This window comes from uncultured Ruthenibacterium sp., from assembly GCF_963558415.1.
In the GTDB taxonomy this organism is placed as follows: domain Bacteria; phylum Bacillota; class Clostridia; order Oscillospirales; family Ruminococcaceae; genus Ruthenibacterium.
This window is the reverse complement of sequence record NZ_CAUWGY010000032.1, coordinates 1-24,387: the sequence shown is the minus strand read 5'-3', so window position 1 is coordinate 24,387 and position 24,387 is coordinate 1. Positions and strand designations below refer to the sequence as shown.

Genomic DNA, 24,387 nt, shown 5'->3' with positions numbered 1-24,387 from the left:
TACATCATGAATCGTTACGTCTTTTCTCATTCTTTCCCCCGCCTTGCTATCTACCTGCATTATATCATTTCAAATATCTTCGTCAAGGAGAAAATGGTCATTTTGCACAATTTTCGTCTTTAAAATATAGAGTTTTAGTTGTTTTATTATACATGTTGTCTAAATCAAGACGCAAAAATAAGCCGCCTCGAAAGGCGGCTTAAATGTTTCATCAACTATTTTTACTGCGGAATGTTTCCGCGGCAGCAACCAACATCTGAACGGCGCCATCCACTCCAAATTTGCCGGAATTGATGCTCATATCATAACTTCCGGCAGCGCCCCAATCGCGATCCGCATAAAAATTATGATAATTCGCACGGCTTCGGTCCGTCTTTTTAATAAGAGAACGAGCTGCATCTTCTTCCAAATTGTACAATCGGCAAATGCGTTGAATGCGTAGTTCCATCGGAGCGTGGATGAAAGCGGAGAACATATCTTTTCGTCCGCGCAAAATGTAATCCGCGCAACGACCGATGAATACGCAGGAGCTTTCGTCTGCCATTTTTCGAATGGCATCGGTCTGGAACAAAAACAGCTTATCGTTGGTTAGATAGTCGTTGTAGTTGGTAAAGCTGTTAACAGCTTGCCCGTGAGCGCCGATGGCCAAGGTGTACAAAAAGCTGTTGGTGGGCTTTTCGTCCGCATTTTCAAACAGTTCTTCCACAATGCCGCTGTCCTTGGCAGCCTTTTTCAAAATTTCCTTGTCATAGAAAGGGATCCCCAGTTTTTCCGCCACTGCGCAGCCGATCTCACGACCGCCGCTTCCAAATTCTCTGCCAATGCAAATTACAATGCGTTTACTCATACCTGTCAGCCTCCCTTGACACGGTTTTGAAAAGGCGGGCGCCTTTTCCTCTTTCTTATTTTACCACAAAACAACGCCGCAGAGCGTGAAAATTTTGCGGCGTTGTTTTTGGTTATTCTGCTGTGAAAAGCTTGGGGGCGAACCGGGCCAGAAGGACAGCGGCTACCGTTGTGAGAATTGTTTCAGGCAGCATGTAGCTTGCATTGTAACCAAGGCTGTATGTCCATGCAGGCAACCCGTCGGACAAATTGCCCCAAATCAGTACACCGGACAAGAAGCTGCACAAAAAGCGGATGATGCACACAGCGGCGGTACCTACACCTACACCGACCATCCGGTTGGAGAAGGGCTTGGCAAATACACAGGCAAGACCCAGAGCCGTAAAGGCAATCACATAGTCCAGCAGAATCATGCCGGCAAACGCCCAGAAGGTAGGGGAGGGAGGGGCCCAGAAGCCAAGCAGCATCTGAAGAAGGCTGTTGACAAAGCCGGTGAACAGACCCCACTTAACACCGTGCCGGAAAGACACCAGCACGAACGGAAGCATGCTGAACAATGTAACACTGCCGCCGTTGGGAAGCGTGTAAATTTTGATGTTCGCCAGCACGGTACCAATGGCGATCATCAGTGCGCATTCTACCAGAACGCGCGTTTTCGAATAAGTTTTGGTCATAAAAGAGACCCCCTCATCAGTAGTACATAAAAACAAAGGCGCCCACGGTCACACCGCAGGCGCACAAAGCACTTTATGGAAAAGAAACTTCCTACGCCGGCATTATCCGGATCAGGTAAAGGGTTTGCGAACCATCGCATCTCAGCCTTTTACAGCACCCCTGTTTTTATGTCCGCGTATCATTATAGGCACCAAACAACCCCTTGTCAAGGTTTTTATCGCCAAATGCCCTGCAGCCACTCCACCAGGTAAACGGCGGCGCAAGCAACCAGAGCCACGGCCAGCAGATTCCCGCCCATCCAGGCCAGAGCGGCTGCGACCAAAAATCCGGCCAACGCGCTTACAAAGCTTCCTGTGCTTTCGAAAATAGCGGGCACAGTCATGGCCGCAAGCACCGCATAAGGCACATAGAATAAAAAGCTTTTTACGAACTGGCTGTGGATTTTTTGGCGCAAAAGGACCATGGGAAGCATTCGAATCAAATAGGTCACGCCCGCCATGACTGCAATGTAGATCAAAAATTCACGCGTCGACATGGTCATCCTCCTCTCGGTCGGGAACAGGTGCCAAAATCGCTCCGACTCCGGCAGCAATCACGGTACAGAGAATGATGGCGAATCCATCGGAGATTCTATTTATAAGCGGCACAAATCGCATGATGCAGCTTAGCGCCACTGCCAGAGTCACCACTCCCAGAACCGCACGACTTTTGCGGGCGACCGGGATCACAATGGCCAAAAACATGCCATACAGTGCAATTCCAAAAGCACTGCGCACACTGTCGGGCAAAAGACCGCTGGCCACAGCGCCACAAAGCGTACCAAGAGTCCATCCCAAATAGGGCGCAATGGCAAGACCTGTCAGATAGCGGCCACCCACCTCACCGGGCTGACTGGCCGCGACCGCAAAAATTTCGTCGGTGATAAAGTAGCTGATGCCAAGACGGCCGGGAAGACGGATGCTCGCGTGAAGTTTTTGAGAAAGGGAAAGGCTCATCAGTGCGTAGCGGAGATTGATGACCAGTTGTGTCAAGGCCATCTCGAACAAGGAACTTTGCGAACAAATCAAGGAGAGCCCTGCAAATTGTCCGGCGCTGGTCAGATTGGTCATGCTGATTGCAACTGCGGCCCATACAGGCAACCCGTCCAGAACACATAAAATTCCAAATGTCATTGACACAGAAAAATATCCCAAGCCAATGGGAAGGCCGTCCCGCAGACCAGCGGCAAAAGAATTTTGCAACGATTTTCTAGATTCCAAAAAAATGCCTCTTTTCAAACGTGTTCACACACAAATGTGCCCGCGGCAACGCCGCGGGCAACTGCTTATTTCATATATAGACCAGCTAAGCGGTACGAGGTGTCATAGCTGAGCGTAAAAGTGAGCGTTCCATTTTCAAATTTTGCCTTTGCCACGTCGACAGCCATGCCATCCTTCCCCACAATGGTGTGCTTTTCCAATTCTACAAAAGCTCCCATCTGTTGGGCCACTGGCTCCCAGATATCCGGCCACTCTTCTTCAGAAATGGCTTGCTTCATGGTGTCATCCATCGATGCGGTTAAAGCGGCATAGTCTTCGTCCACCAACTGGGAAATGGTTGTTTCAGCGGCCTGGCGGACTTGCTCCTCATCCATGCCCTCAGGCAAAGAACCACCGCATCCCGCAAGTCCCAGACACAAGGCGAAGGCCAGGACGAAAAAGAAAATCCGTTTCATCATTCTGCGTCCTCCTTTTGTGGCAGTGTCTTGCGGCCGGTGCGGCACAGTTCCTGCAGACAGCATTTTTCGCAATAGGCTTTTCGAGCGGTGCACACTACCCGGCCATGCATTACACAGCGATGACAGAAATCGTTGGACTCTTCTGGCGGCAGTACCTTTACCAGCGCTTTTTCCACATGGACTGGATCCTTGTCGTCATTGACAAATCCAATGCGGTTGGCCATGCGGATACAGTGTGTGTCCGCCACTACAGCAGGCAGATGAAAAATATCTCCGCGAATCAGGTTGGCACTTTTACGGCCAACACCGGGAAGTTTCAGAAGATCTTCCATCGAACTGGGAACTTTTCCGCCGTACTCCTTCAGCAGCATGTTGGTCATGCCGTACAGATCGCGCGCCTTGCTCTTGCCTAGCCCGCAGGGTTTGATAATTGCCTCGATGGCGTCTGGACCGGCGGCTGCCAAACTCTCCAGCGTGGGATATTTTGCAAAAAGTTCTTTCGTAACCACATTGACCCGGGCGTCTGTACACTGGGCAGACAGACGCACACTGACCAGAAGCTGCCAGGCATCCTCATAGGTCAATGAACATTCACTGATCGGATATTCCTGTTTCAAACGCTCCACAATTTGGCGGGTATCCGCTTTGGTGCGCATAGGAAAACCCCCTTTTATCAATTGTATGAACAATATAGCACAAAAGCGTATCAGGCGCAAGAAAAGCGTTGTGTGGCGAGACAAAAAAAGTTATAATAAAAACAATATGGCCCTGGAAGGCCAAAATAGGAGAGGGGTTTTGCAGATGTACGCGGATATGATGGACACCATTGGGTTTGTGGAACAGCGCGATCCGGAAGTCGGCGCGGCCATGCGTCGGGAGCTGGAACGCCAGAAACAAAACATCGAATTGATCGCATCGGAGAACATTGTTTCGCCTGCCGTCATGGCGGCTACGGGAAGTGTTCTGACGAACAAATACGCGGAAGGATATCCTGCTCACCGGTATTATGGCGGATGCCAGTGTGTGGACGTAGTGGAAGAGATTGCCCGTAAGCGTGCTTGCGAGTTATTTGGTGCCCAGCATGCCAACGTGCAGCCCCATTCAGGAGCACAGGCCAATCTGGCAGTCTATTTTGCACTGTTGAATGTGGGCGATACGGTGTTGGGAATGGATCTGTCCAACGGCGGTCATCTGACTCATGGAAGCCCAGTCAATATGAGCGGCAAAAACTACCATTTCATCTCTTATGGCGTGGATGAGAACGGGTATCTGGATTATGAAGAACTGGAGCGCAAGGCTCGGGAAAATCATCCAAAGCTCATTGTGGCGGGAGCTTCGGCCTATGCGCGCATCATTGATTTTGAGCGTATTGCTGGTATTGCAAAAGAGGTAGGAGCACTGTTCATGGTGGATATGGCGCACATTGCCGGCTTGGTGGCGGCGGGCTTGCATCCCAATCCTGTCCCTTGGGCGGATGTGGTGACCACCACTACGCATAAGACATTGCGCGGTCCCAGAGGCGGTTTGATTTTGTGTCGGGAGGAGTATGCCAAAGCCATCGATAAGGCGATTTTCCCGGGAACGCAGGGTGGCCCGCTGGAGCACATCATTGCGGCCAAGGCGGTGTGCTTCGGCGAGGCGTTGAAACCGGAATTCAAAGCATATCAGAAGGCCATTGTGGACAATGCGCACGCATTGGCCCAAGCGCTTTTGGAGCGGGGAGTGAAACTGGTATCCGGCGGAACGGACAATCATTTGATGACTGTGGATTTGCGCGGCACCGGCGTTACGGGAAAGGTGTTGGAAGCCCGTTTGGACGAAGTGAACATCACCGCCAACAAGAATACTGTGCCGAACGATCCGGAAAAGCCTTTTGTCACTTCTGGAGTGCGCATCGGCACACCGGCTGTCACCACACGCGGATTTGGTCCTGAAGAGATGAAGGTGATTGCTGATTGCATTGCCAATTGCATTTTCCGCTTTGATGAGACAAAAGAGGAAACGCGCACTGCGGTAGCGAATCTTGTGAAGCGCTTCCCCTTGTACGAATAAGAACGTTGTGAGAAAGAAAAAGATGTTTTTTTGCATACCGGGCGGATTGTAAAACCGCCCGGTTTCTTATATAATAAAAGACAGAATTCTGAGCGAAAGCGCGCCATAAAGAGCGCGTGTTTTTTATAAAGAAAAGAGGAGTCAATATGGCCTACATCGATTGCAAGCTGAAATCCCAGATTTTGCAGACTACAGTTACTGTAAAACTGTATTTTCCTACAGATCTTCCCGCCGAAGTGGGAAATCAGATCAAGGGATGTCTGACGTTGCTGCACGGTTACACAAACTGTGCTGAAGACTGGTTTCAGATGACCAGTGCAGCACGCTATGCAGCGGATAATGGCCTTGTTTTGATTGTGCCCGACTGTGGCAACTCATTTTATCAAAATATGATGTACGGCGGAGCATATCGCACGTTTATGGTGGATGAAATGCCGGTGCTTTTGCACAATATTTTCCGCTTTATTCCTATGCAAAGAGAGCGCAATTTCATTGCGGGCTTATCTATGGGCGGATACGGTGCACTGTATCTCGGCATGTCCCGACCGGATATCTGGGGCGGTTGTGCCAGCTTCTCCGGTGCGGTGGATCTGGCGCTGATGCTGCGTGATCCGAACGTCCCGGGAATACGCGAAGTGTTTACACCCATTTTTGGCGACAGCTTGGCGCTGCCCAAAGCGAGCAATTTGCATTATGTCGCGCAGAAAGCGGCTGAGCTGCCTGCACAGCGTCAGCCAAAAATCCTCTTGACCAACGGATTGCAGGATATTGAACCGTACCATATTGTAGAGCAAAATGATTCTTTGCACGCTACATTGCATAAACTGAATTTGGCGTATTATCGTCGTATCCAGTGGGATGGTGTCCATGAATGGAATTTCTGGGATCGGAGTCTCGTGTATGCCATCGACTATTTCCTGGGCAACGGTTATGCGTCCAAAAAGATGAACGACTGGCGCTCCAGTGCCGTTGTTCATCAGTGAGGAGAACGCTATGAGTGCTCCTTTGGCAGATCGCCTGCGGCCGCGCACATTAGGAGAAGTGTGCGGCCAACAACACTTGTTGGCACCCGGGCAGGTTTTTCGCAGCGCACTGGAACGGGGACGAGTGCCCAATATGATTTTTTATGGGCCGCCGGGAGTGGGAAAAACCACGGTGGCGCGAATCATTGCGGAAAACAGCAAAATGCATCTGCATAAGCTTAATGGAACCACGGCCGGGACGTCTGATATTAAGGCGGTGTTGGGCGATGTGGGGACGTTGGCTGCACAGAATGGCATTTTGTTGTATCTGGATGAGATTCAATATCTGAATAAAAAGCAGCAACAAAGTCTTTTGGAGTGTTTGGAGGACGGGTCGGTGACACTGATTGCATCGACTACTGAGAATCCCTATTTTTATATTTATAACGCTCTTTTGTCACGTTGCACTGTGTTTGAATTCAAGCCCCTTTCACCGGATGATGTTCGGCAGGGGCTTTTGAATGCGATAAAACGGCTGAGTGAAGAGGACGGTATTCCCATTCGATTGGAAGACGGGGCGCTGGAACTTTTGGCATCCGCTTGTGGCGGCGATATGCGAAAAGCATTGGGGTGCTTAGAATTTGCAGTCGCGGCACTTCCGGAAGAAAATGGACAGCGAATGCTGACGCAGCAAATCGTAGGACAGGTGACGCAGCGATCGGCTCAACGATACGATAAGAGCGATGACATGCACTACGATTGTCTATCCGCTTTGCAGAAAAGCATTCGAGGTTCGGATCCGGATGCGGCCATTCATTACTTGGCGCGTATTCTGGAGGGCGGAGATTTGTTGTCGGCCTGCCGCCGGCTTTTGGTTATTGCGGCGGAGGACGTGGGGCTGGCCTATCCGCAGGCGATTCCCATTGTGAAAGCTTGTGTGGACAGTGCGTTGCAACTGGGAATGCCGGAGGCACGGCTGCCTTTGGCGGATGCCGCCATTTTATTGGCTACGGCGCCAAAATCCAATTCCGCTCATGACGCCATTCTGGCGGCAACGGAGGATTTGCGCCGGGGACGAACAGGTCCCGTTCCACGGCAACTGCAGAATTGTCATTTTGATGGTGAGGACAATCGAAACAAAGGTCAGCACTATCTTTATCCCCATGATTATCCCAATCACTGGGTGGCGCAGCAATATCTTCCGGATGTGTTGGTCGGAGTAAAATATTATGAGTATGGCCCGAATAAGACGGAGCAGGCGGCCAAAGCTTATTGGGAAAAGATCAAAAAACCATAGGAGGAAGCAAACCATGACGGAGCGCCAATTGGATGCCTTTGTGAAACGTCTGACACTGGATGAAAAAGCAAGTTTGATGAGCGGACGTGATTTTTGGAGAACAAAGCCTCTGTGTGATAAGGGTGTGTGGCCCCTGCGGATGAGCGATGGCCCCCATGGACTGCGGAAGGAAGATCTCAAAAACGCAAAGGCAAACGGCGGACACAGTGTAAAGGCCACGTGTTTTCCCACGGCGGCCGCACTGGCGTGTTCCTGGGATGAATCACTGGCCGAAGAAGTGGGGACAGCGATTGCGGAAGAGTGCCTTGCTCACGGTGTGGGCGTGTTGCTCGGGCCAGGTGTAAACATCAAACGCAGTCCGTTGGGTGGACGCAATTTTGAGTATTTTTCGGAGGATCCGTTGGTTGCGGGAAAGATGGGAGCGGCCATGATTCGTGGGATCCAGAAAAAAGGAGTGGGCGCCAGCCTCAAGCACTTCGCTGCCAATAATCAGGAAACTTTGCGTATGACGATTTCCGCAGAGGTGGATGAGCGCGCGTTGCGGGAAATCTATTTAAAGCCCTTTGAGATTGCAGTAAAAGAGGGGCATCCTGCTACGATAATGTGCAGTTACAATCGCATCAATGGTGTTTATGCAAGTCAGAATAAGAAACTTTTAACAGATATTTTGCGTCAAGAATGGGGATTTGACGGCCTTGTTATGAGCGATTGGGGCGCGGTGGATGACCGAGTAGCCGGTGTAAAAGCGGGTCTGGATTTGGAGATGCCTTATTCCGGCGGAACTACGGATCAGGATGTGGCGCAGGCCGTGCGAGAAGGCCGTTTGTCCGAACAGGCATTGGATGAAGCCGTTAAAAATGTGCTGCGCCTTGTGGCGAAATATGCGCGTAAGCCGCGGGTGGATTACAGTCAGCCGGCACATCGAAGCTTGGCAGAAAAGGCTTGCGAGCAGTCGGCGGTTCTTTTGAAAAATGACGGCATCCTTCCATTGGAAGAAAAAAGCAATTTGGCAGTGATCGGGGCATTGGCGTCGGGTACTGGCCGTTATCAAGGCGGTGGATCCAGTGTTGTCAATGCTCACGGTCCTACTGGTTTTACCAGCGCCATGGAGGCACGAGGATGGGCCTATGTCAATTACGCGCCGGGATATCACACAAATCATACTCGACCTGACCCGGACTTGGAAGAACAGGCAGTGCAATTTGCTCGTACGGCACAGACCGTAGTTTATTTTATGGGTCTGACGGATCTTTATGAGAGCGAAGGATTTGACCGCACGCATATGAAATTGCCTGGAAATCAGGTGAGTTTGTTAGAAAAACTGGCGCAGGCCAATCCCAATCTGGTGGTGGTGCTGGCAGGGGGCAGTCCGGTGGAAATGCCTTGGTTGGACAAGGTGCGTGCGGTATTGTATACGGCCTTGGGTGGCGAGCGTTTGGGAATGGCTACCTACCGCTTGCTATTTGGCGAAGTATGTCCATCCGGCAAACTGGCGGAGACTTGGCCCATGCGGCTTGAAGAGAATCCAAGTGCGAGATATTTCCCTATGGGGCCCCGCGTAGTTACGTACAATGAGAGCATTTACGTAGGGTACCGGTATTACGACAAAGCGGGACAAAAGGTGCGCTTCCCCTTTGGTTTTGGACTTTCCTATACGCGATTTGCCTATCAGGATTTGAACGTGGAACAAAAGGAAAACGGAGATCTATGCGTCAAAGTTCATTTGGCCAATGTGGGAGAGCGAGCCGGTGACGAGATCGTCCAAGTTTATGCTGGCTGTCCTCATTCGGTAGTTCACCGTCCGGTGCATGTTCTGGTGGGATTTGCACGGGTGCATCTTGAAAAAGGGGAAGAAAAACTGGTAGAGATCTGTGTGCCGTATGATGCGCTTTCTTTTTACGATACTACGCAGCATCGGTTTGTCGTCGAGGCAGGGCAGTATGAAATTTGCGTAGGTGCTTGTAGTCGGGATCTTCCCTTGCGCAAGACTCTGCTGATTTCGGGGCAAGCGGTGATGCCTTCGTATGCGCAAAGTGCCGAGGGCCCTTACGGAACATTTTCAGACAATCGGTTTTCGGATGCGGCTTTTTATGCAGTACACAGTCGCACACCTCAGAACAATTCAGTTCCGAAGCTCGGAGAGTTTGACCGAAACACGCCTTTGCGCCAGATGCAGGATTCTCACTTGGCGCGTGCATTGGCAACAGTTGCCAGAGTGATGACGCGAAAAACCTTGCATTTTTCGCCATACGCACAGGTGAATGAAAAGGTTTCGCATGCCATGGTAGGCGATTTGCCATTTCGAAATGTTCAGCGCAATGCTTGGTTCTTGATCAGCGAATCAAAAGCGAAAATTTTGCTGGATGCTTGCAACCGAAAAAAAGATAAAAAGAATAAGTAAAAAAAAGCGGTGCATTTGCGCCGCTTTTTTTGTAAATGACCATCAGTCCGGGTCGCCCGGAAGCTCGTCGTGCCAGCCGCCGAAACAGCCGCTCTCATATGTGGCCGGCAGCCATTCTGCGGGTATGTCATCTTCATATCCTAAATCTCTTATGGTATGTGATGGATCCACTCGTGCATTCTGCACTCCGCCGAAATGGGTGGAATGATGACCATCTTTGGAAAAGCGGTGGATCTGTTTTTTGGAATCATGCATTCAGAACACCTCCATGCTGTTAGTGTGTGCGAGGAAGGGTTCAATAAACAAGGCTTTTTTTTCCAGAAAAGCCGGCATACTGCCTTTTTTCGAATCATATGTTTGCACGAGGGGGGAAAATCATGTTTTATTGTATGAAAAAGCAAACCACTCATCGTGTTTTGACGGGGATAATGGCCCTTATTCTAGCTTCTGCCGTCGGCGGAATGGCTCTGGGAACGGACCCACAGGTAGCCGAAGTACAAAGCCATGCTTGGGGCCTTTCGTTTCAGCAGGAGAACCAGCCACCAAGTGCGGAGCTGACCAGCGATGAGTTGGCCCCTTACGATGCATACTATTGTGGTCAGCAGGGGACAAAACGTTTATATATTACTTTCGATGCAGGGTACGAAAACGGAAATACCGCACCTATTTTGGATGCATTGAAAAAGCACAATGCACAAGCCGCGTTTTTTGTGGTAGGAACATACATCGAAGAAAACCCAGAGCTTGTAAAACGTATGGTGGATGAAGGACACCTGGTGGGAAATCATACATGGCATCATCCGGATTTATCACAAACGGATCGGGCGACGTTTGAAAAAGAGCTTTTGGATGTGGAGGAAATTTTTGGACAGGTGACCGGGCAGGAAATGCCCAAATTTTATCGTCCGCCAGAGGGAAAATTCAGCGATGAAAATTTGGTGTGGGCCAAGGAAATGGGATATAAAACAATCTTATGGAGTTTGGCATATGTAGACTGGAACACAGAAGATCAGCCCACTCGAGATAAAGCGTTCAGCAAACTTCTTCCGCGTACGCATGATGGAGCCATCGTATTGTTGCATTCTACCAGTGCGACCAATGCTCAAATTTTGGACGAATTGCTGAGCAAATGGGAAGAGATGGGGTATACCTTTGGGAGCTTGACGGAACTGGGAGCTCCCGCCCAACAGTGAGGAGGCAGCAATGCGAGGCCGATCATTTTATCGAAGAAGGCCAAGACGGTATTCGGGTCCTCCGTTCTGGCTTTTGGCAATGGCAGCGGCGGTGATTGTATTGTTGCTTCTGTGGGCTGGCACCCGGCGTACGGTAGAGGTAAGTATGGAGTATGAGATGCCTACGCAGCCGCCTTATACTGTGGCATTGGATGCAGGCCACGGTGGAATGGATACTGGGGCCGAGGGATATCTGGACGAAGTGGTTTTATGTGAGCAGACGGTAGATGCATTGTACAACTTATTGGCTTTGGATGATAATTTTGTTCCAGTGCGCACTCGGCCAAACGGAGAAAAATATTCCGTCGATGAACGCGTGGAAACGGCCGCCCAGCGTAAAGCGTGTCTTTTGATGAGCATACATGGTAATAGCGACGGGGACAGCAGTTCTCATGGATTTGAGTGCTTTCCCACACCGCCAGGACGCGTCTGGTCACAGGAGTCCATGGCTTTTGCACAGTGCATCGCACAGCAGATGGAACAAGCGGGGCATCGGTTGCGCGGAACAAATGGGATTCGTTTTGCATATTACGAGGGAAAACGAAAAATTTTAGTGGACAGCGAGGACGATCGAGTGCGGGAACTGAAAAGTTTTGGCATTCTTGAAAAAGCACCTTGTCCCGCGGTGCTGGTAGAACAAGGATTTGTCACCAATGCACAAGACGCAGAAAACTGGGCCTCTCCCGAAGGATGTGAACGGGCTGCACAAGTTTACTATCAAGCGATTTGCCAGTATTTTGGAACGCAGCCTATGGTGTGACTTCATTTTAAGAAAAAACCGGGCGACCATTTTGGGTCGCCCGGGTTTTGTAATAAAGTTGATGGTTTAGCCGCCAAGATTTTTTAAAAATGCATTCAGCTTTTTTTCTCCGTACGCAGCATAGTCGCCGTCGCGAAGATGGGACGTTGCTTCGGTGCAGAATTCCCGCCAGGAGTCGGCTTCTTTTTTTACCAGAATCGGATAAAAGTATACACCGTTGGCTTCAGCAGCCGCCTGGTCTCCGGGTGCGTCCCCAACCATCACCACATGATCAGGTGCATATCCCTTTTTCAACAGTTCGGCAATGCAATGCTTCTTAGATCCGGCATCCTGTGCTAAAACAACATCTACGTGTTCCAGAAGATTGTATCGGCTCCACTCTTCCAGTACTGCGTCGCGATTAGCACTGGACACAACGGCCACATCCGCAAAGTTAGCCGCAGCCGCTAATCCTTCGGCAGCGCCCGAAAAAGGCTTTTTTAGAGATTCATCCAACAGGTTGATGCTGGCGTTCACCTGTTGGGACCAGTGCAGTGCTTTGCGCAGACAAGGGCTATCTGTAACCGCAATGGCCTGCTCCAGTGCGCTGTTGGAGAGCGCATGAGTGGTTTCTACCCAGTTTATCAAATTCGCAACTCCCTCAATGGGTGTATATTGCCTGTCAATTTCCTCGAGGGCAATGGCCAGGCCTTTAAACCGGTTTACTCCACGTGTCATGGTGTAAAGATTGATCTCATTCCACCGGGAGAGAATCGGCTCTCGCCATTGTTCCAATTTCCACTCGTCGACCATGCACGGGCCGAAACAGCGAAAATGCTTGATGTCCATGGTATCCATGGCGCAGCCGTCTGAGTCCACACAAACAAGAAACGCCTTTTTCTTTTCGAAGTCAGCAAAGGAGTTCGTCATAGATTCTTTCCTCCTTGTAAAAATACAGAATGCGGAGCAGGGGGTGCCTGCTCCGCAAATAAGTGTTGTTTATTTCTCTTGGGCGTGACGCTCTTTCAAAATGGCCACGTTTTTGTCTACTTCTTTTTTGCCCAGAGGATACACAAAGATGAGCAGCAGCAAAACGACTAAATAGCCAATGGTAGGAGCTGCAGTGCTGATATTGTAGATGCCATCCAGCGTTGCCTGACTTTGCTGAACCGCAGGTTGACCCGCAGCGACGCTGACATAGCCTACCGCCGACAGAGCAAAACCGCCGATGCCGCCCGCCAGAGCCTGACCGGCTTTGCGGCTGAAAGAATAAATAGCGTATACGGTACCGTCGTCACGGCTTCCAGTACGAACTTCCTGGTAGTCAATGATATCGGTGATGAATGCCCAAATGACCATATTGAAGAAGCCCATGCCAATGGAGGCAATCAGCATCAGAACGATATAGACGATGGGGTTTGTGGTGTGTACTACAAACAGGGCGCCGTAGCCCAATACGGCGATAGCAACACCCACGATGGAACATTCTTTTTTACCGTATTTTTCAGAAAGAATGCGAGCAATCGGGGCCATGAGAAGCATGGGGATAAAGCTGGCCAGTGAGACGACACTCAACAAAGTTGCACTTTTGAAATAGTCGGTAAACAGGTAAATATTCATGCTCTGCGCCATCAGTTGGCAAAGCAGCATAGCAAGTGCAGCGCCAATAATGGCCAGCAATGCGCGGTTGGTCAAAAGTGTTTCAGCCAGTGTAAAGAAGCCGGCTCCCTTTTCGGCTTTCTTGGGCGCTAGTTGAATGCGCTCAGTGGTTAGATTATAGCAAAGCAAATAACAGATCATTGCGCATACACCGAAAATTACAGCCATAATGGTGAAGCGCTCGGGAATAACAATCTGTGCGCCGTTTTCTGTCCGGAACAGAATCAACGGGCTAATGACAGAGATCAAAATACCTGCAATCATCGCACCCATGCTGCGGAATGTGGACAAACTGGTGCGCTCCCCAGGTTCAGCAGTAATAACAGAAGCCATGGAGCCGTAGGGAATATTGGCAGCAGTATAGCACACGGATCCCCATAAAATGTAGGTAACAAACATGTACACAGTCTTCAAACTCGTCGGAAGATTAGCAGCCGGATAGAGATACATCAAAACATTGATGATGAACAAAGGAATCGCCATGCGCTTTAACCAGGGGCGGAAGCGACCGTTTTTACCGGCGGGTAAGGTATCTACCAGACGACCCATTCCCACGTCAGTGAACGCATCAACGAAGCGCGCCACTAAGAACAAAACGCCCACAAGTGCGGCCGAAACACCCAGAACGTCAGTATAGAACTTCATCAGGTAGCTACTGGCAAAAATGAAAGTAAAGTCATTCGCCAGGTCTCCGAACAAGTAGCCGATCTTGTCACGGATGCCAAACGGCCGCACAGAAGCATTGGTATCGTATGCCATAATATTGTCTCCTTCTCCCAAGATTTACTGTACTAATTTGAAGCGTATTGTCATTACGCCGTTCTAACGATTTCAGAATAACATTTTTAAAAGACTCGCGTGAGTACTTATTTTACTTAACAGGTAATTTTTTTACTAATTTTAGAAAAAAACAAACAATTTACTATTTTGCTACTGCTTGCGAAAAGATGTGGGCGTATAACCGGTGTATCGTTTAAAAACTTTTGTAAAGTAGTTTACATCGGTGAATCCAGTGGCAGATGCAATTTGATTTACGCTCAAGTTCGTATCGCTGGACAAAAGCTGCTTGGCTTGGCTGATGCGCTTGTCCGTAATGTATTCCGGAAGGCTGCGTCCTACTTCCTTATTAAAATGTTGGGACAAATAGCTGGCATTTACACCAAGATGTTCAGAAATTTTTTTTAAGCTCAATTCCGGGTCATTTAAATTAAAGTTCACGAAGTTGATCATGGCACGTACATTGGGGGTGTAGTTGGCCAAACTATGGTGCTGAACTTCTCGGCAATAATCTCGTATCATATCTCGGCGCAAGGCGTCGACCTGACTGATTCGGTCAATATTTTCGATGCGTACCGCCCATTTCCCGCTGATGGCATCGATGTACAACGGATGCACATGAGCGGTTTCGAGGCTTTTCCGGAACAGCGTATTCAGAATGATCATCAAATTTTTTTCATTGCGCAATTTGTTGGGAACCCGGTCCAAAGAAAAACTTTTGGAACCCATATTGTACACTGCATCTAAGTCGCCTTTGATGACCATATTTAAAAGACGGTGTTCTTCCGCGTAACGCTTTTCCAGCATTTCGGCGCGAAGCTGGAGCGTATCTTCCTCAAATACCGGACAAGGTGCAGGATGTTCCGGCGATATATTGAACCCGTGAAAATCCCGTTCAACTTCTTTTTGGTATTCACTGGAGACAAATGCGGAAAAGACAACATAAAGTTTGGACTGATCCAAAACGGGCAGGGTATTTAAATAAGTGCTGTAAATGTTCTTTTGGGAAAGAGGAATGCCCGCATCGGTCAACAGAGCCTCGAGTGTATCGGATTGAGTAGTGTCTGGAAGGTAAGGTCCGATTAGAATAAATCCTTCGTGTTCCGGTAGGCAAAGTACCGACATATACGTATCACAGGCAAGGCCAATCTCATAAATGAAAAACGGTCCGCTTACACTGTTGTCCGGCTCGCATTCAAACAAAAGACCGCCGTAAAGCAAATCGTGAAATCGCTCTTTCAAAAGAGGCGGCATATAGTTGGGCTCGTGAATTTCGTCCGGAACCAAGCGACGGTTCACGTAGATAAAGTTTGTGTCCAGCATCACTTGCACAAGTTCTGAAAACGAAGCGAGTGCGTGCTGTTTCAGTTTGGCCATAAAGGTCACCTCGATTTTGCTTTCTATTTTTAATATATCGGGTTTAAATCGTAATTTCTAGATGCTATAAAGATATTTTTTGATATTTTTTAAAAAATAGCAAAAAAATTACCATTGTTGCAAATAATTTTCTCATTGAAAACCTAAAAATTGGATATCATTAAAATGTAAAAAAGTAAAACCGGTCAAAAGTGTCCGGTTGTTTTTCAAAAAGAATTTTAAGGAGGATGTTCGCATGGTTGATTTGAGAGCCAATCCGTTTTTTTTGGATGACGAAGGTGTGGCGTGGGTAAAAAATACCATTGCCAATATGACACTGGAAGAAAAAATCGGTCAATTGTTCTTTAACATGGGATCTTCCCGCGAGGAAAATTATTTAAAGGAAAGCGTGCAGAAATACCATATTGGTGGTGTGCGCTACAATCCCGGAAAATCGGATGAAATCTATGAGCAGAATCGTATTCTGCAAGAAAATGCGAAGATTCCTCTTATCATCGCCTGCAACACAGAGGGTGGCGGAAATGGTGCTTGCACGGATGGAACCGAAATCGGTATGCCCGTAAAAATCGGCGCTACCGGTGACGAGAAATACGCGTATGAGATGGGCCGTATTTCCAATAAGGAAGCGGCGGCCATTGGCTGCAATTTGAGTTTTGCGCCGCTGTCCGACATCAACCAAAACTGGCGTAATCCGGTCATTTCAAAGCGCTGCTTCTCCAATGATCCCGATGTGGTGGCGCGCATGACACAGGCGTATTTCAAAGGGGCTCATGAGAATGCAGGTTTTGGCTGCGCGGCCAAGCACTTCCCCGGCGACGGCATTGACGAACGCGATCAGCATTTGTCTCCCAGCGTCAACAGCGCTGATTGTGACACTTGGATGGCCACTTATGGCAAGGTGTATAAGGGATTGATCGACTGTGGCTTGGAAGCCATCATGGCAGGGCACATCATGCAACCGGCTTGGACGAGAAAAATCAATCCTTCCATTAAAGATGAAGACATTATGCCCGCGACGCTCAGTCCCGAATTGCTGCAGGGATTGCTGCGCAAAGAGTTGGGCTTCAACGGTATGATTTTGACGGACGCTTCTCACATGGTGGGCCTGACCTGTATGATGAAGCGCAGTGAGATGCTTCCCCGTGCCATTGCTGCTGGTTGCGATATGTTCCTGTTCTTCAATGATATGGACGAAGACTTCGGTTATATGATGGATGGGTATAAAAACGGCGTCATTACAGAAGAGCGTTTACAAGAGGCGCTGGAGCGTATCCTGGGATTGAAGGCTCGTTTGGGTCTGCATAAAAAGAAATCTACGGAAATCATGCCTCCCCGTGAGGACATGGCACGCATAGTGGGTTGCGAAGAGCACAAGGCCATGGCACGCGAGGTCAGCGAGCGCGCAGTGACGCTGGTAAAAAATAAGGACAATGTATTCCCGCTTACTCCGGAAAAGTACAAACGTATTATGCTGGTACCTGCCAAGGGCGCATCCGGTGGTGGTATCTTTGCACTGATGAAAGGCGGAAAGGGTCCCAGCACTGCCGAGAAGCTGGCCGAGCGGCTCAAACAGCGTGGCTTTGAGGTGGAAATTTACGAAGATCCTGTGACCAAGCTGCAAAAAGAGGCTGCTGCGAAAGCTGCTGAGGCAGAGAAAAATGGCGAAAAACCGGACCAGGGTGCAGAAATGATGCGCGCTATGATGGTTTATTTTGCAGGCAAGACACCCATTAAAGACTTCGTAGCCAAGCAGGACTTGGTCTTGACATTGGGCGAGGTAAACGGAATGGGACAGACCTGCGAGCGCGTTGCCTGGGCTATGAGCAAGGGCGGCGGAGAGATTCCTTGGTACGTGCATGAGCTGCCCGTAGTCGTGGCCAGTGTAGGACATCCCTTCCTTTTGGCGGATGTGCCGCAGGCTCGCACGTATATCAATGCTTATGACGCGAAGGATGATACACTGGATGCCTTGGTAGAGAAGATGTGCGGTGAGAGCGAGTTTACAGGAACCGACCCCGTGGACGCATTTTGCGGCATGTGGGATACGCATATGTGAGAAAATAAAAATGTGGATTGGGAATAACAGAAAGGAACAAAAATTATGATGCGTACACAGACTGTTTTGGAAAAAGCCTTGTTTGCAAAGCAGGGCGAAGAATTTAGCGCTGTGAGCATGCCTCACACTTGGAACAACCTGGATGGACAGGATGGCGGAAGCGATTATTGGCGCGGCCATGCTACCTACAAATTTGAATTGCCGGCTCCTACTGCAGGCAAACGTCAGTACATTCAGTTCGAGGGTGCTAACCATGTGGCAACCGTGAGCTGCAACGGAAAAGAACTGGGCACACACAAAGGTGGTTTTTCTACTTTCCGGTTTGAGCTGACCGATGTGCTCAAAGATTCAAACAATGAGCTAGTCGTTGATGTGACCAACGAAGAGTGCGATGTTTATCCTCAGCAGGCTGACTTTACTTTCTATGGCGGCTTGTATCGCAATGTGAGCTTCATTGAAGTTGCTCCTGCGCATTTCGATTTGTTGAAATGTGGTACAAATGGTGTGTTTGTCACTCCTCATGTAGCCGGAAAAACGCGTGTGGATGCTTTCCCCGTACATGCAGAGGGCTGCTTGGTTCAGTGCGTTTTGAAAGACGCTCAGGGAAACGAAGTCGCCAGTGCCAGCGCTCCGGCACAGGAGCATACCGTGATCGTTCTGGATGTGGAGAATCCGCATCTGTGGAACGGACTGGATGATCCGTATTTGTACACTGCACAGCTTTGCTTGATTCAGGACGGCAAAGTGAGCGATGAAGTGGTTGTGAGTTATGGTTACCGCAGCTTCCATGTGGATCCTGCCAATGGTTTCTTCCTGAATGGAAAGAGCTATCCGTTGCACGGTGTGTCCCGTCATCAGGACCGTCAGGATATGGGTTGGGCCATCACCGAGAAAGAGCACGACGAAGATTTGGCATTGATCAAAGAGGTGGGCGCCAATACCATTCGTTTGGCGCATTATCAGCACGCACAGTATTTCTATGATATCTGCGACAAGGCAGGTATGGTACTGTGGGCAGAGATTCCCTTTATTAGCGTTTTCCGTGAAGGGGAAGATGCCAAGGACAATACGATCAGCCAAATGACGGAGCTGGTTGCGCAGAACTACAATCATCCGTCTATTTTCTTCTGGGGTATTTCCAACGAAATCACCATTGCCGGTGAGAGCGAGCCTTTGTATCAGAATTTGTGCGAGTTGAACGCGTTGGTCAAAAAACTGGACCCCAGCCGTTTGACCACCATGGCACAAGTTTCTATGGTTCCCATGGATTCCGAACACGTGTACATCACCGATGTGCTCAGCTACAACCATTATTTCGGTTGGTACGTGGGCGATGTGTCCGAGAATGGTTCCTGGTTGGATGAGTTCCACAAAAAGAATCCTGACCGTCCTCTGGGTGTGTCCGAGTATGGCGCCGAGGCTATTTTGAGCTGGCACTCTGCGAAACCGGAAAATCACGATTACACCGAGGAATATCAAGCTTACTATCACCACGAAATGCTGAAAACTTTTGCTACGCGTCCTTATCTTTGGAGCACGCACGTCTGGAATATGTTTGACTTTGCCGCCGATGCTCGTGATGAAGGCGGATGCGAGGGCCGGAACAACAAAGGCTTGGTGACTTACGACCGTAAGATTAAGAAGGACTCCTTCTTCATTTATAAAGCCTACTGGACCAAAGAGCCCATGGTGCATGTATGTGGTGCTCGCTTTGTGGATCGTGCTCCCGGTCAGCGGGATGTAACGGTGTACACCAACTGCCCGGAAGTGACCTTGTATGTCAATGGTTCTGAGGTAGGAAAGGTACAGGCTGTGGACCATATGTGTGTGTTCCCGGAAGTGGCTTTGCACAATGGCGCCAACACGGTGACGGCAAAAGCAGAGGGTGCTGCCGATGATACCATCACTTTGAACGGTGTGGACAAAGCCAATGAGAGCTATGTGTTGCCGCAGGAGCAGACCGAGGCTGGCAACTGGTTTGATGAACTGGGCAACGAAATGAAACTGGAATTCCCCGAGGGATACCTGTCCATTAAGGACAAACTCGGCACCATTATGGAAAATGCAGAAGGCGCCAAGATTTTGGAAGACCTGTTTAACAAAATGGGCGCCGGCGGCGGAATGGGCAAAAGCATGAAAAACATGATGGGCATGATCAAGTCCATGACACTGGAGAATATCCTGAACCTGATGGGCAAAAAGGTGCCCGCAAATGCAAAGGGATATATCAATAGTCTGTTGACTCAAATCAAAAAGTAATTTTTGCATAAAAAAGGGAGAGGCAGTTGCCTCTCCCTTTTTCTTATTGCTGCGAATGTGAAAAGAATGCGATTCCGCATGCCCCTGGTCCCGCATGGGTTCCAATGACAGTTCCAATGGGGAACAACAGCGGCTTTTGCAAATGCAGGTTGTTGGTCACATAGCGCATGAAGGGTTCCACACCCTGTTTCTTTCCGGTATATCCCACGCATACGGGCCAATCTTCGTCAATGCCGCCCACTTTGTCAATCTGCTTGAAGATGGCAACGTATGCTCCGGGCAGGCCGCGCGCTTTGTCGACCATGCCCAGCTTTTCATTCTGAACACCGATGACCGGTTTGATGCCCAGCAGACCACCTGCAATGGCCGCGGCCGTGGGCAACCGGCCACCTTTGTGCAGATATTTCAATGTATCCACCAGCGCAAACAAATGCAAATTTTCCCGTGCGCGTTCCAGATCCGCTACGATTTCCGGTGCAGTAAAGCCCTCCTGGACTCGCTGGATGGCGCGGCGCACCAAAAGCTGTTCCGCAAGAGTGGCAGTTTTGCTGTCTACAATGTAAATTCCATCGTACTCCACTTCGGCTTTGGCAATTTGAGCACTTTGTACGGTTCCGGAAAGGAATCCCGCCAACAGTACGCAAACTACTTCATCACCGGCCGCTTTGGCGTCTTCAAATTCATTTAAAAAGGCCTCCGGACTGGGCTGGCTGGTAGTAGGAAGTTTCGGAGCGTTTTCCAGCATTTCATAAAACGTCTCGGGAGTCAGATCAACACCGTCCCGGTAATGGTCGTCTCCGAAATTGACCTGTAGCGGAACAACGCGCAGACCCAGTGCGGCAGCTTCCTCTGCAGGAAAATCAGCAGTAGAATCAGTCAAAATTCGAATCATGTACAGTTTCTCCTTTCAAATGGCAACTTAACGGCTGGATAGAAAATAACCATGTAGAGTTTCGAGTGCTTTACAAAGAGTGTCCAATTGTTCGTGGGACAATGTGCACGATACTTGTTCGACCATACGCTGGTGGAACAGAGCATGCTGACGCAACACCGGTCCGGCCGCGTCCGTCAGTTGAACGTAAACTCGCCGGCGGTCCGTTTGGGCTTTGGTCCGTGCCAGATATCCCTTTTGCTCCAGCGTTTTTACAGCCACAGTGGCGGTCCCTGCCGTTACCCCCAAAGCCGCGGCAATGGCGGCCATTCCGGCACCTTCCGTTCCGGTACAGCCAGCTACGGCTTCCAGAACATGAAGTTCTGTTACGGAAAGATGCGGGCAGTGTTTGCGCAGACTTGCCTCCTCGAGGCGCAGAATGTCACCAAACACTTCTACTAAAAAACGATTTAACATTTGTTGCTCTGGAGTCATGCAATGCCTCCTTTATAGTTTGAACTTCAAACAATCGCATTATACGCGAAGGGGACGTTCTTGTCAACCGTAGACGACAAAAAACTCCCAAAAATGTATTATTAATATAAAATAATACATTTTGTATTTTATATTGAAAATTTTCGCAGTTTCCAGTATGCTTTAACCAAGGCCAGTACTTTAAAAGACAGGGAGGAACACAAACATGAAAAAGGTGTGGAAACTGGTTGTTGCGGCAGTTGTAGCAGTTTGTCTGACGGCGTGTGTGGGCGTCAATCCATTGGCAGAAAAGAAACTGGATGGTGTAGTGGGCGACAAGCTGTCCAATATGTTTTTTGATTGGACGGTCAATAGCGCAGAGAGTGCAAGCGAATATGAAGGTTATGCAGCAGCGGATGGATATCAATTGGTGGTATGCAATGTGACCATAGATAATACCTTTGGCGAGGCTCTTCCCATGTTTGATACAGATTTTCAGTTGCAATGGGGCGAGGGCGAGGAAGATTATGCGTGGTCACTGGATGCTTATGCCGACACGATGATGCCGTTGGAGTGGGAACTTGCAGATGGGGAAAGCGCCAGTTATGATTTGGTGTTTGAAGTGCCCGCAGACTTAACGAGCTTTGGAATTGTTTATTTGGAACAATACACAGATGAGGATGGAAACAGCGGTGAAGGAGATCTTTTCACTGTACAGTTTGAAGTTTAAATAAAAGCAGCGTTCTCCTATGTGAAAACGCTGCTTTTTTATGTGTAAGGCAAATGAACTTTACACGGTTATTGGAGCGCAGTCAGTCCACGCACCAGAATGCTCTCCATCATAGCTGCCATCTCCAAGGGAGAAAGCGGCATGTCATTTTCCAGCCAATATTGAAGCATACCCATACAGCCTGACACAATAAAGGCAAAAACATATTCTTTTTCAGCGTATCCTGCGCGTTCAAACTGAGCGCTCCATTTGTTCATGATTCTTGCTTCTACAATGCCTTTTACTTTCTCCACAAAGGCCATGTCCCCATTGTTGCATAAAAGAACTTTGCACATATCAGCGTTCTGAGCTAAAAATTCAAACAGGCGGCACATGGCGGGGCTGGGAGACTGCTGTCCTACGATCTCTTCTGGCACTAACTGTCCTAATACATTTTCAAAGTCGGTCAACATTTCTTGTTCAATTCGGTTCAAAAGATCGTATACATCGTTGTAGTGCAGATAAAAAGTTCCGCGGTTAATGTCGCACGCTTCGCACAACTGTGTGACTGTGATTTCCTGAATGCTTTTTTGGTTCATCAACTGCACCAAAGCCTGACGCAGCAGGTTTCGCGTCTTTCGCACGCGGCGATCATCCTTTTGCGGCATAATGGTTTCCTCCCACACAAAAACTTCACAAACTCTTCACAAAGAAAATCGACAAAAGAGCATGCCTCTGTCTATTTTTCCACAAAAAAGCCTTCTTTGCCGATTGCTCTTGCCCTATGCATTTATTATAATAAAGTTACGGCAAATTAATCAACAGTACGTTTATTAATTAACATACTGTTTGTTATAAGGAGAGAGAACGATGACGGGCCATTTTGTGGAGTTTGATGGCGTTTGCAAGTACTATCAGATGGGCGATACCAGGATCGCCGCGGCGGATCATATTAGTTTTACCATTGAGAAAGGTGAGTTTTGTGTAATTTTGGGGCCTTCTGGCGCTGGCAAGACGACGGTTTTGAATATGTTGGGTGGAATGGACACCTGTGACGAGGGCCGGATTTATTTGGATGGCCAGGAGATCAGTGCCTATAACAATAAACAGTTGACCACCTATCGCCGGTACGATGTGGGATTTGTTTTTCAGTTTTATAACCTTGTGCAAAATCTGACTGCGCTGGAAAATGTGGAGTTGGCCAGTGAGATCTGCAAGGACCCTCTTCCTGCGGACCAGACGCTCCGTCTGGTAGGGCTGGAGCACCGGATGGATAATTTCCCCGCACAGCTTTCCGGCGGCGAACAGCAGCGTGTTTCCATCGCTCGTGCATTGGCAAAAAATCCGAAGATTCTCCTGTGTGATGAGCCGACTGGAGCTCTGGACTACAATACAGGTAAACAAGTGCTGAAACTGCTTCAGGCTACGTGCCGCCAGATGGGACGCACCGTCATTGTAATCACGCATAACTCGGCTTTAGCGGCCATGGCGGACCGTGTCATTCGCATTAAAAGTGGCGCCGTTCAGTCCGTGGAGATGAACGCCGAACCTATTCCGGTGGAAAGGATCGAGTGGTAAATGCGCAGAACATATCGTAAGGTCGTGCTGCGCACTGTGCGGCAGACCATGAGCCGTTTTTTGGCGATTTTTGCCATTGTGGCGCTGGGGGTTGGCTTTTTGGCCGGCCTGCTGGCCACTACACCGGACATGCGCTATTCCGGTGACAAGTATTTTGATGAAACAAAATTATACGACATCCGAGTAATGAGTGATTTGGGCTTGTCCGAGGATGACATTGAGGCCATTCGGGATGTAGATGGGGTAGAGGAAGTAATGCCCGCTTGGTCTACGGATGTGATGGTGGACACTCCCAATGGGGACAGCTTGGTCACGCGTATTCACAGTTTGCCGTTGGATCAGATTGAAGAGAAGGAACCGGAAAACTACTTAAACCGTGTGGAAGTAGTAGAGGGCCGTTTGCCCGTCAAAGAGGATGAATGTGTCGTAGAGCAGGGGACGCTTACTTCGGAATCCTTCTCCGTGGGCGATGTGCTCACAGTCTCCGAGGAAAATGAAGATGTGGATGACACACTGGCCCGGCGGGAATTCAAAGTAGTAGGCGTAGTGCGCTCCAGTTACTACTTTTCTTTGGAACGGGAGCCTGCTTCGGTAGGAAACGGAACTTTAGGACTTGTCATGTATGTGGGCAGCGAAAATTTTGTCCAGGATGTTTACACAGTGCCTATTTGACCGTTTCCGGAGCAGCGCAAACGGATTCACTGCT

The 24,387-nt window shown here is 49.2% G+C and carries 24 protein-coding genes and 1 riboswitch; of the genes, 11 read left to right on the top strand and 13 right to left on the bottom strand.

Annotated features, from left to right (window positions below; translation table 11 throughout):
- Positions 1-211 precede the first annotated feature (211 nt).
- From AB5H98_RS07310 to nth, 6 genes are all read right to left on the bottom strand, one after another.
- Positions 212-847 carry an AAA family ATPase gene (locus AB5H98_RS07310; RefSeq protein WP_367925259.1) on the bottom strand — a complete coding sequence of 212 codons (636 nt, stop codon included), beginning with the start codon at positions 845-847 and terminating at the stop codon, positions 212-214.
- Positions 848-959: 112 nt separating this feature from the next.
- Positions 960-1,520, bottom strand: coding sequence for an energy-coupled thiamine transporter ThiT (gene thiT, locus AB5H98_RS07305; RefSeq protein WP_367925258.1), 561 nt, complete (start codon positions 1,518-1,520; stop codon positions 960-962).
- Positions 1,521-1,591: 71 nt separating this feature from the next.
- A riboswitch (TPP riboswitch) is annotated at positions 1,592-1,692 on the bottom strand.
- A 43-nt stretch (positions 1,693-1,735) separates the two neighbouring features.
- Positions 1,736-2,056 carry an AzlD domain-containing protein gene (locus AB5H98_RS07300; protein WP_367925257.1) on the bottom strand — a complete coding sequence of 107 codons (321 nt, stop codon included), beginning with the start codon at positions 2,054-2,056 and terminating at the stop codon, positions 1,736-1,738.
- The gene (locus AB5H98_RS07295) at positions 2,043-2,780 is read right to left on the bottom strand and encodes an AzlC family ABC transporter permease (protein ID WP_367925256.1); all 738 of its coding nucleotides are present in this window, start codon (positions 2,778-2,780) and stop codon (positions 2,043-2,045) included. The genes AB5H98_RS07300 and AB5H98_RS07295 overlap by 14 nt, the downstream gene beginning before the upstream one ends.
- Positions 2,781-2,845: 65 nt before the next feature.
- The gene (locus AB5H98_RS07290) at positions 2,846-3,238 is read right to left on the bottom strand and encodes a DUF3887 domain-containing protein (RefSeq protein WP_367925255.1); all 393 of its coding nucleotides are present in this window, start codon (positions 3,236-3,238) and stop codon (positions 2,846-2,848) included.
- The gene (gene nth / locus AB5H98_RS07285) at positions 3,235-3,894 is read right to left on the bottom strand and encodes an endonuclease III (protein ID WP_367925254.1); all 660 of its coding nucleotides are present in this window, start codon (positions 3,892-3,894) and stop codon (positions 3,235-3,237) included. The genes AB5H98_RS07290 and nth overlap by 4 nt, the downstream gene beginning before the upstream one ends.
- 145 nt (positions 3,895-4,039) lie before the next feature.
- Here nth and glyA point away from each other — a divergent pair, with 145 nt between their 5' ends.
- The 4 genes from glyA to AB5H98_RS07265 all read left to right on the top strand — a co-directional run bounded on the left by glyA (position 4,040) and on the right by AB5H98_RS07265 (position 9,950).
- Entirely contained in the window at positions 4,040-5,290 is a 1,251-nt protein-coding gene (gene glyA, locus AB5H98_RS07280; protein ID WP_367925260.1) for a serine hydroxymethyltransferase, read from the top strand.
- 146 nt (positions 5,291-5,436) lie between these two features.
- Entirely contained in the window at positions 5,437-6,273 is an 837-nt protein-coding gene (locus tag AB5H98_RS07275) for an alpha/beta hydrolase (RefSeq protein WP_367925253.1), read from the top strand.
- Positions 6,274-6,283: 10 nt separating this feature from the next.
- Positions 6,284-7,549: a replication-associated recombination protein A gene (locus AB5H98_RS07270; RefSeq protein WP_367925252.1), complete on the top strand. Its 1,266-nt coding sequence runs from the start codon at positions 6,284-6,286 to the stop codon at positions 7,547-7,549.
- A 13-nt stretch (positions 7,550-7,562) separates the two neighbouring features.
- On the top strand, positions 7,563-9,950 hold the full coding sequence (locus AB5H98_RS07265) for a glycoside hydrolase family 3 N-terminal domain-containing protein (protein ID WP_367925251.1): 2,388 nt from the start codon (positions 7,563-7,565) through the stop codon (positions 9,948-9,950).
- 42 nt (positions 9,951-9,992) lie between these two features.
- On the opposite strand, the gene AB5H98_RS07260 is transcribed toward AB5H98_RS07265, so the two are convergent.
- Complete coding sequence (locus AB5H98_RS07260) at positions 9,993-10,205, bottom strand: hypothetical protein (protein WP_367925250.1); 213 nt, start codon at positions 10,203-10,205, stop codon at positions 9,993-9,995.
- A gap of 122 nt (positions 10,206-10,327) precedes the next feature.
- On the opposite strand from AB5H98_RS07260, the gene AB5H98_RS07255 reads away from it, so the two are divergent.
- Both AB5H98_RS07255 and AB5H98_RS07250 read left to right on the top strand, forming a co-directional pair.
- Positions 10,328-11,143, top strand: a complete 816-nt coding sequence (locus AB5H98_RS07255) for a polysaccharide deacetylase family protein (RefSeq protein ID WP_367925249.1) — start codon at positions 10,328-10,330, stop codon at positions 11,141-11,143.
- A 10-nt stretch (positions 11,144-11,153) separates the two neighbouring features.
- Positions 11,154-11,942, top strand: a complete 789-nt coding sequence (locus tag AB5H98_RS07250; RefSeq protein WP_367925248.1) for an N-acetylmuramoyl-L-alanine amidase — start codon at positions 11,154-11,156, stop codon at positions 11,940-11,942.
- A gap of 66 nt (positions 11,943-12,008) precedes the next feature.
- Here the strand turns inward: AB5H98_RS07250 and AB5H98_RS07245 are convergent, their stop codons facing one another.
- The 3 genes from AB5H98_RS07245 to AB5H98_RS07235 form a co-directional block, all read right to left on the bottom strand.
- Positions 12,009-12,851 carry an HAD family hydrolase gene (locus AB5H98_RS07245; protein ID WP_367925247.1) on the bottom strand — a complete coding sequence of 281 codons (843 nt, stop codon included), beginning with the start codon at positions 12,849-12,851 and terminating at the stop codon, positions 12,009-12,011.
- A gap of 69 nt (positions 12,852-12,920) precedes the next feature.
- Positions 12,921-14,339 carry an MFS transporter gene (locus AB5H98_RS07240; protein ID WP_367925246.1) on the bottom strand — a complete coding sequence of 473 codons (1,419 nt, stop codon included), beginning with the start codon at positions 14,337-14,339 and terminating at the stop codon, positions 12,921-12,923.
- A 171-nt stretch (positions 14,340-14,510) separates the two neighbouring features.
- A complete protein-coding gene (locus AB5H98_RS07235) occupies positions 14,511-15,734 on the bottom strand; it encodes a helix-turn-helix transcriptional regulator (protein WP_367925245.1) in 1,224 nt (407 codons plus the stop codon).
- Positions 15,735-15,969: 235 nt separating this feature from the next.
- On the opposite strand from AB5H98_RS07235, the gene AB5H98_RS07230 reads away from it, so the two are divergent.
- Both AB5H98_RS07230 and AB5H98_RS07225 read left to right on the top strand, forming a co-directional pair.
- Complete coding sequence (locus AB5H98_RS07230; protein ID WP_367925244.1) at positions 15,970-17,790, top strand: glycoside hydrolase family 3 protein; 1,821 nt, start codon at positions 15,970-15,972, stop codon at positions 17,788-17,790.
- A 45-nt stretch (positions 17,791-17,835) separates the two neighbouring features.
- A complete protein-coding gene (locus AB5H98_RS07225) occupies positions 17,836-20,049 on the top strand; it encodes a glycoside hydrolase family 2 protein (RefSeq protein WP_367925243.1) in 2,214 nt (737 codons plus the stop codon).
- 43 nt (positions 20,050-20,092) lie between these two features.
- Here the strand turns inward: AB5H98_RS07225 and AB5H98_RS07220 are convergent, their stop codons facing one another.
- Both AB5H98_RS07220 and AB5H98_RS07215 read right to left on the bottom strand, forming a co-directional pair.
- Positions 20,093-20,941: a DegV family protein gene (locus AB5H98_RS07220; RefSeq protein WP_367925242.1), complete on the bottom strand. Its 849-nt coding sequence runs from the start codon at positions 20,939-20,941 to the stop codon at positions 20,093-20,095.
- A 27-nt stretch (positions 20,942-20,968) separates the two neighbouring features.
- Positions 20,969-21,415: a MarR family winged helix-turn-helix transcriptional regulator gene (locus AB5H98_RS07215; RefSeq protein WP_367925241.1), complete on the bottom strand. Its 447-nt coding sequence runs from the start codon at positions 21,413-21,415 to the stop codon at positions 20,969-20,971.
- Positions 21,416-21,620: 205 nt separating this feature from the next.
- On the opposite strand from AB5H98_RS07215, the gene AB5H98_RS07210 reads away from it, so the two are divergent.
- Complete coding sequence (locus AB5H98_RS07210) at positions 21,621-22,124, top strand: DUF4352 domain-containing protein (protein ID WP_367925240.1); 504 nt, start codon at positions 21,621-21,623, stop codon at positions 22,122-22,124.
- A gap of 68 nt (positions 22,125-22,192) precedes the next feature.
- On the opposite strand, the gene AB5H98_RS07205 is transcribed toward AB5H98_RS07210, so the two are convergent.
- Positions 22,193-22,771: a TetR/AcrR family transcriptional regulator gene (locus tag AB5H98_RS07205; protein ID WP_367925239.1), complete on the bottom strand. Its 579-nt coding sequence runs from the start codon at positions 22,769-22,771 to the stop codon at positions 22,193-22,195.
- Positions 22,772-22,973: 202 nt separating this feature from the next.
- On the opposite strand from AB5H98_RS07205, the gene AB5H98_RS07200 reads away from it, so the two are divergent.
- Both AB5H98_RS07200 and AB5H98_RS07195 read left to right on the top strand, forming a co-directional pair.
- Entirely contained in the window at positions 22,974-23,681 is a 708-nt protein-coding gene (locus AB5H98_RS07200; RefSeq protein WP_367925238.1) for an ABC transporter ATP-binding protein, read from the top strand.
- Positions 23,682-24,353: an ABC transporter permease gene (locus AB5H98_RS07195; RefSeq protein WP_367925237.1), complete on the top strand. Its 672-nt coding sequence runs from the start codon at positions 23,682-23,684 to the stop codon at positions 24,351-24,353. It begins immediately after the preceding gene.
- The last annotated feature ends 34 nt before the right edge of the window (positions 24,354-24,387 follow it).

Bases quoted from the DNA above. Each gene is read 5' to 3' on its own strand.
- AB5H98_RS07310 (WP_367925259.1), bottom strand. From the start codon at position 847: ATGAGTAAACGCATTGTAATTTGCATTGGCAGAGAATTTGGAAGCGGC.
- thiT (WP_367925258.1), bottom strand. From the start codon at position 1,520: ATGACCAAAACTTATTCGAAAACGCGCGTTCTGGTAGAATGCGCACTG.
- AB5H98_RS07300 (WP_367925257.1), bottom strand. From the start codon at position 2,056: ATGTCGACGCGTGAATTTTTGATCTACATTGCAGTCATGGCGGGCGTG.
- AB5H98_RS07290 (WP_367925255.1), bottom strand. From the start codon at position 3,238: ATGATGAAACGGATTTTCTTTTTCGTCCTGGCCTTCGCCTTGTGTCTG.
- nth (WP_367925254.1), bottom strand. From the start codon at position 3,894: ATGCGCACCAAAGCGGATACCCGCCAAATTGTGGAGCGTTTGAAACAG.
- glyA (WP_367925260.1), top strand. From the start codon at position 4,040: ATGTACGCGGATATGATGGACACCATTGGGTTTGTGGAACAGCGCGAT.
- AB5H98_RS07275 (WP_367925253.1), top strand. From the start codon at position 5,437: ATGGCCTACATCGATTGCAAGCTGAAATCCCAGATTTTGCAGACTACA.
- AB5H98_RS07270 (WP_367925252.1), top strand. From the start codon at position 6,284: ATGAGTGCTCCTTTGGCAGATCGCCTGCGGCCGCGCACATTAGGAGAA.
- AB5H98_RS07265 (WP_367925251.1), top strand. From the start codon at position 7,563: ATGACGGAGCGCCAATTGGATGCCTTTGTGAAACGTCTGACACTGGAT.
- AB5H98_RS07260 (WP_367925250.1), bottom strand. From the start codon at position 10,205: ATGCATGATTCCAAAAAACAGATCCACCGCTTTTCCAAAGATGGTCAT.
- AB5H98_RS07255 (WP_367925249.1), top strand. From the start codon at position 10,328: ATGTTTTATTGTATGAAAAAGCAAACCACTCATCGTGTTTTGACGGGG.
- AB5H98_RS07250 (WP_367925248.1), top strand. From the start codon at position 11,154: ATGCGAGGCCGATCATTTTATCGAAGAAGGCCAAGACGGTATTCGGGT.
- AB5H98_RS07245 (WP_367925247.1), bottom strand. From the start codon at position 12,851: ATGACGAACTCCTTTGCTGACTTCGAAAAGAAAAAGGCGTTTCTTGTT.
- AB5H98_RS07240 (WP_367925246.1), bottom strand. From the start codon at position 14,339: ATGGCATACGATACCAATGCTTCTGTGCGGCCGTTTGGCATCCGTGAC.
- AB5H98_RS07235 (WP_367925245.1), bottom strand. From the start codon at position 15,734: ATGGCCAAACTGAAACAGCACGCACTCGCTTCGTTTTCAGAACTTGTG.
- AB5H98_RS07230 (WP_367925244.1), top strand. From the start codon at position 15,970: ATGGTTGATTTGAGAGCCAATCCGTTTTTTTTGGATGACGAAGGTGTG.
- AB5H98_RS07225 (WP_367925243.1), top strand. From the start codon at position 17,836: ATGATGCGTACACAGACTGTTTTGGAAAAAGCCTTGTTTGCAAAGCAG.
- AB5H98_RS07220 (WP_367925242.1), bottom strand. From the start codon at position 20,941: ATGATTCGAATTTTGACTGATTCTACTGCTGATTTTCCTGCAGAGGAA.
- AB5H98_RS07215 (WP_367925241.1), bottom strand. From the start codon at position 21,415: ATGACTCCAGAGCAACAAATGTTAAATCGTTTTTTAGTAGAAGTGTTT.
- AB5H98_RS07210 (WP_367925240.1), top strand. From the start codon at position 21,621: ATGAAAAAGGTGTGGAAACTGGTTGTTGCGGCAGTTGTAGCAGTTTGT.
- AB5H98_RS07205 (WP_367925239.1), bottom strand. From the start codon at position 22,771: ATGCCGCAAAAGGATGATCGCCGCGTGCGAAAGACGCGAAACCTGCTG.
- AB5H98_RS07200 (WP_367925238.1), top strand. From the start codon at position 22,974: ATGACGGGCCATTTTGTGGAGTTTGATGGCGTTTGCAAGTACTATCAG.
- AB5H98_RS07195 (WP_367925237.1), top strand. From the start codon at position 23,682: ATGCGCAGAACATATCGTAAGGTCGTGCTGCGCACTGTGCGGCAGACC.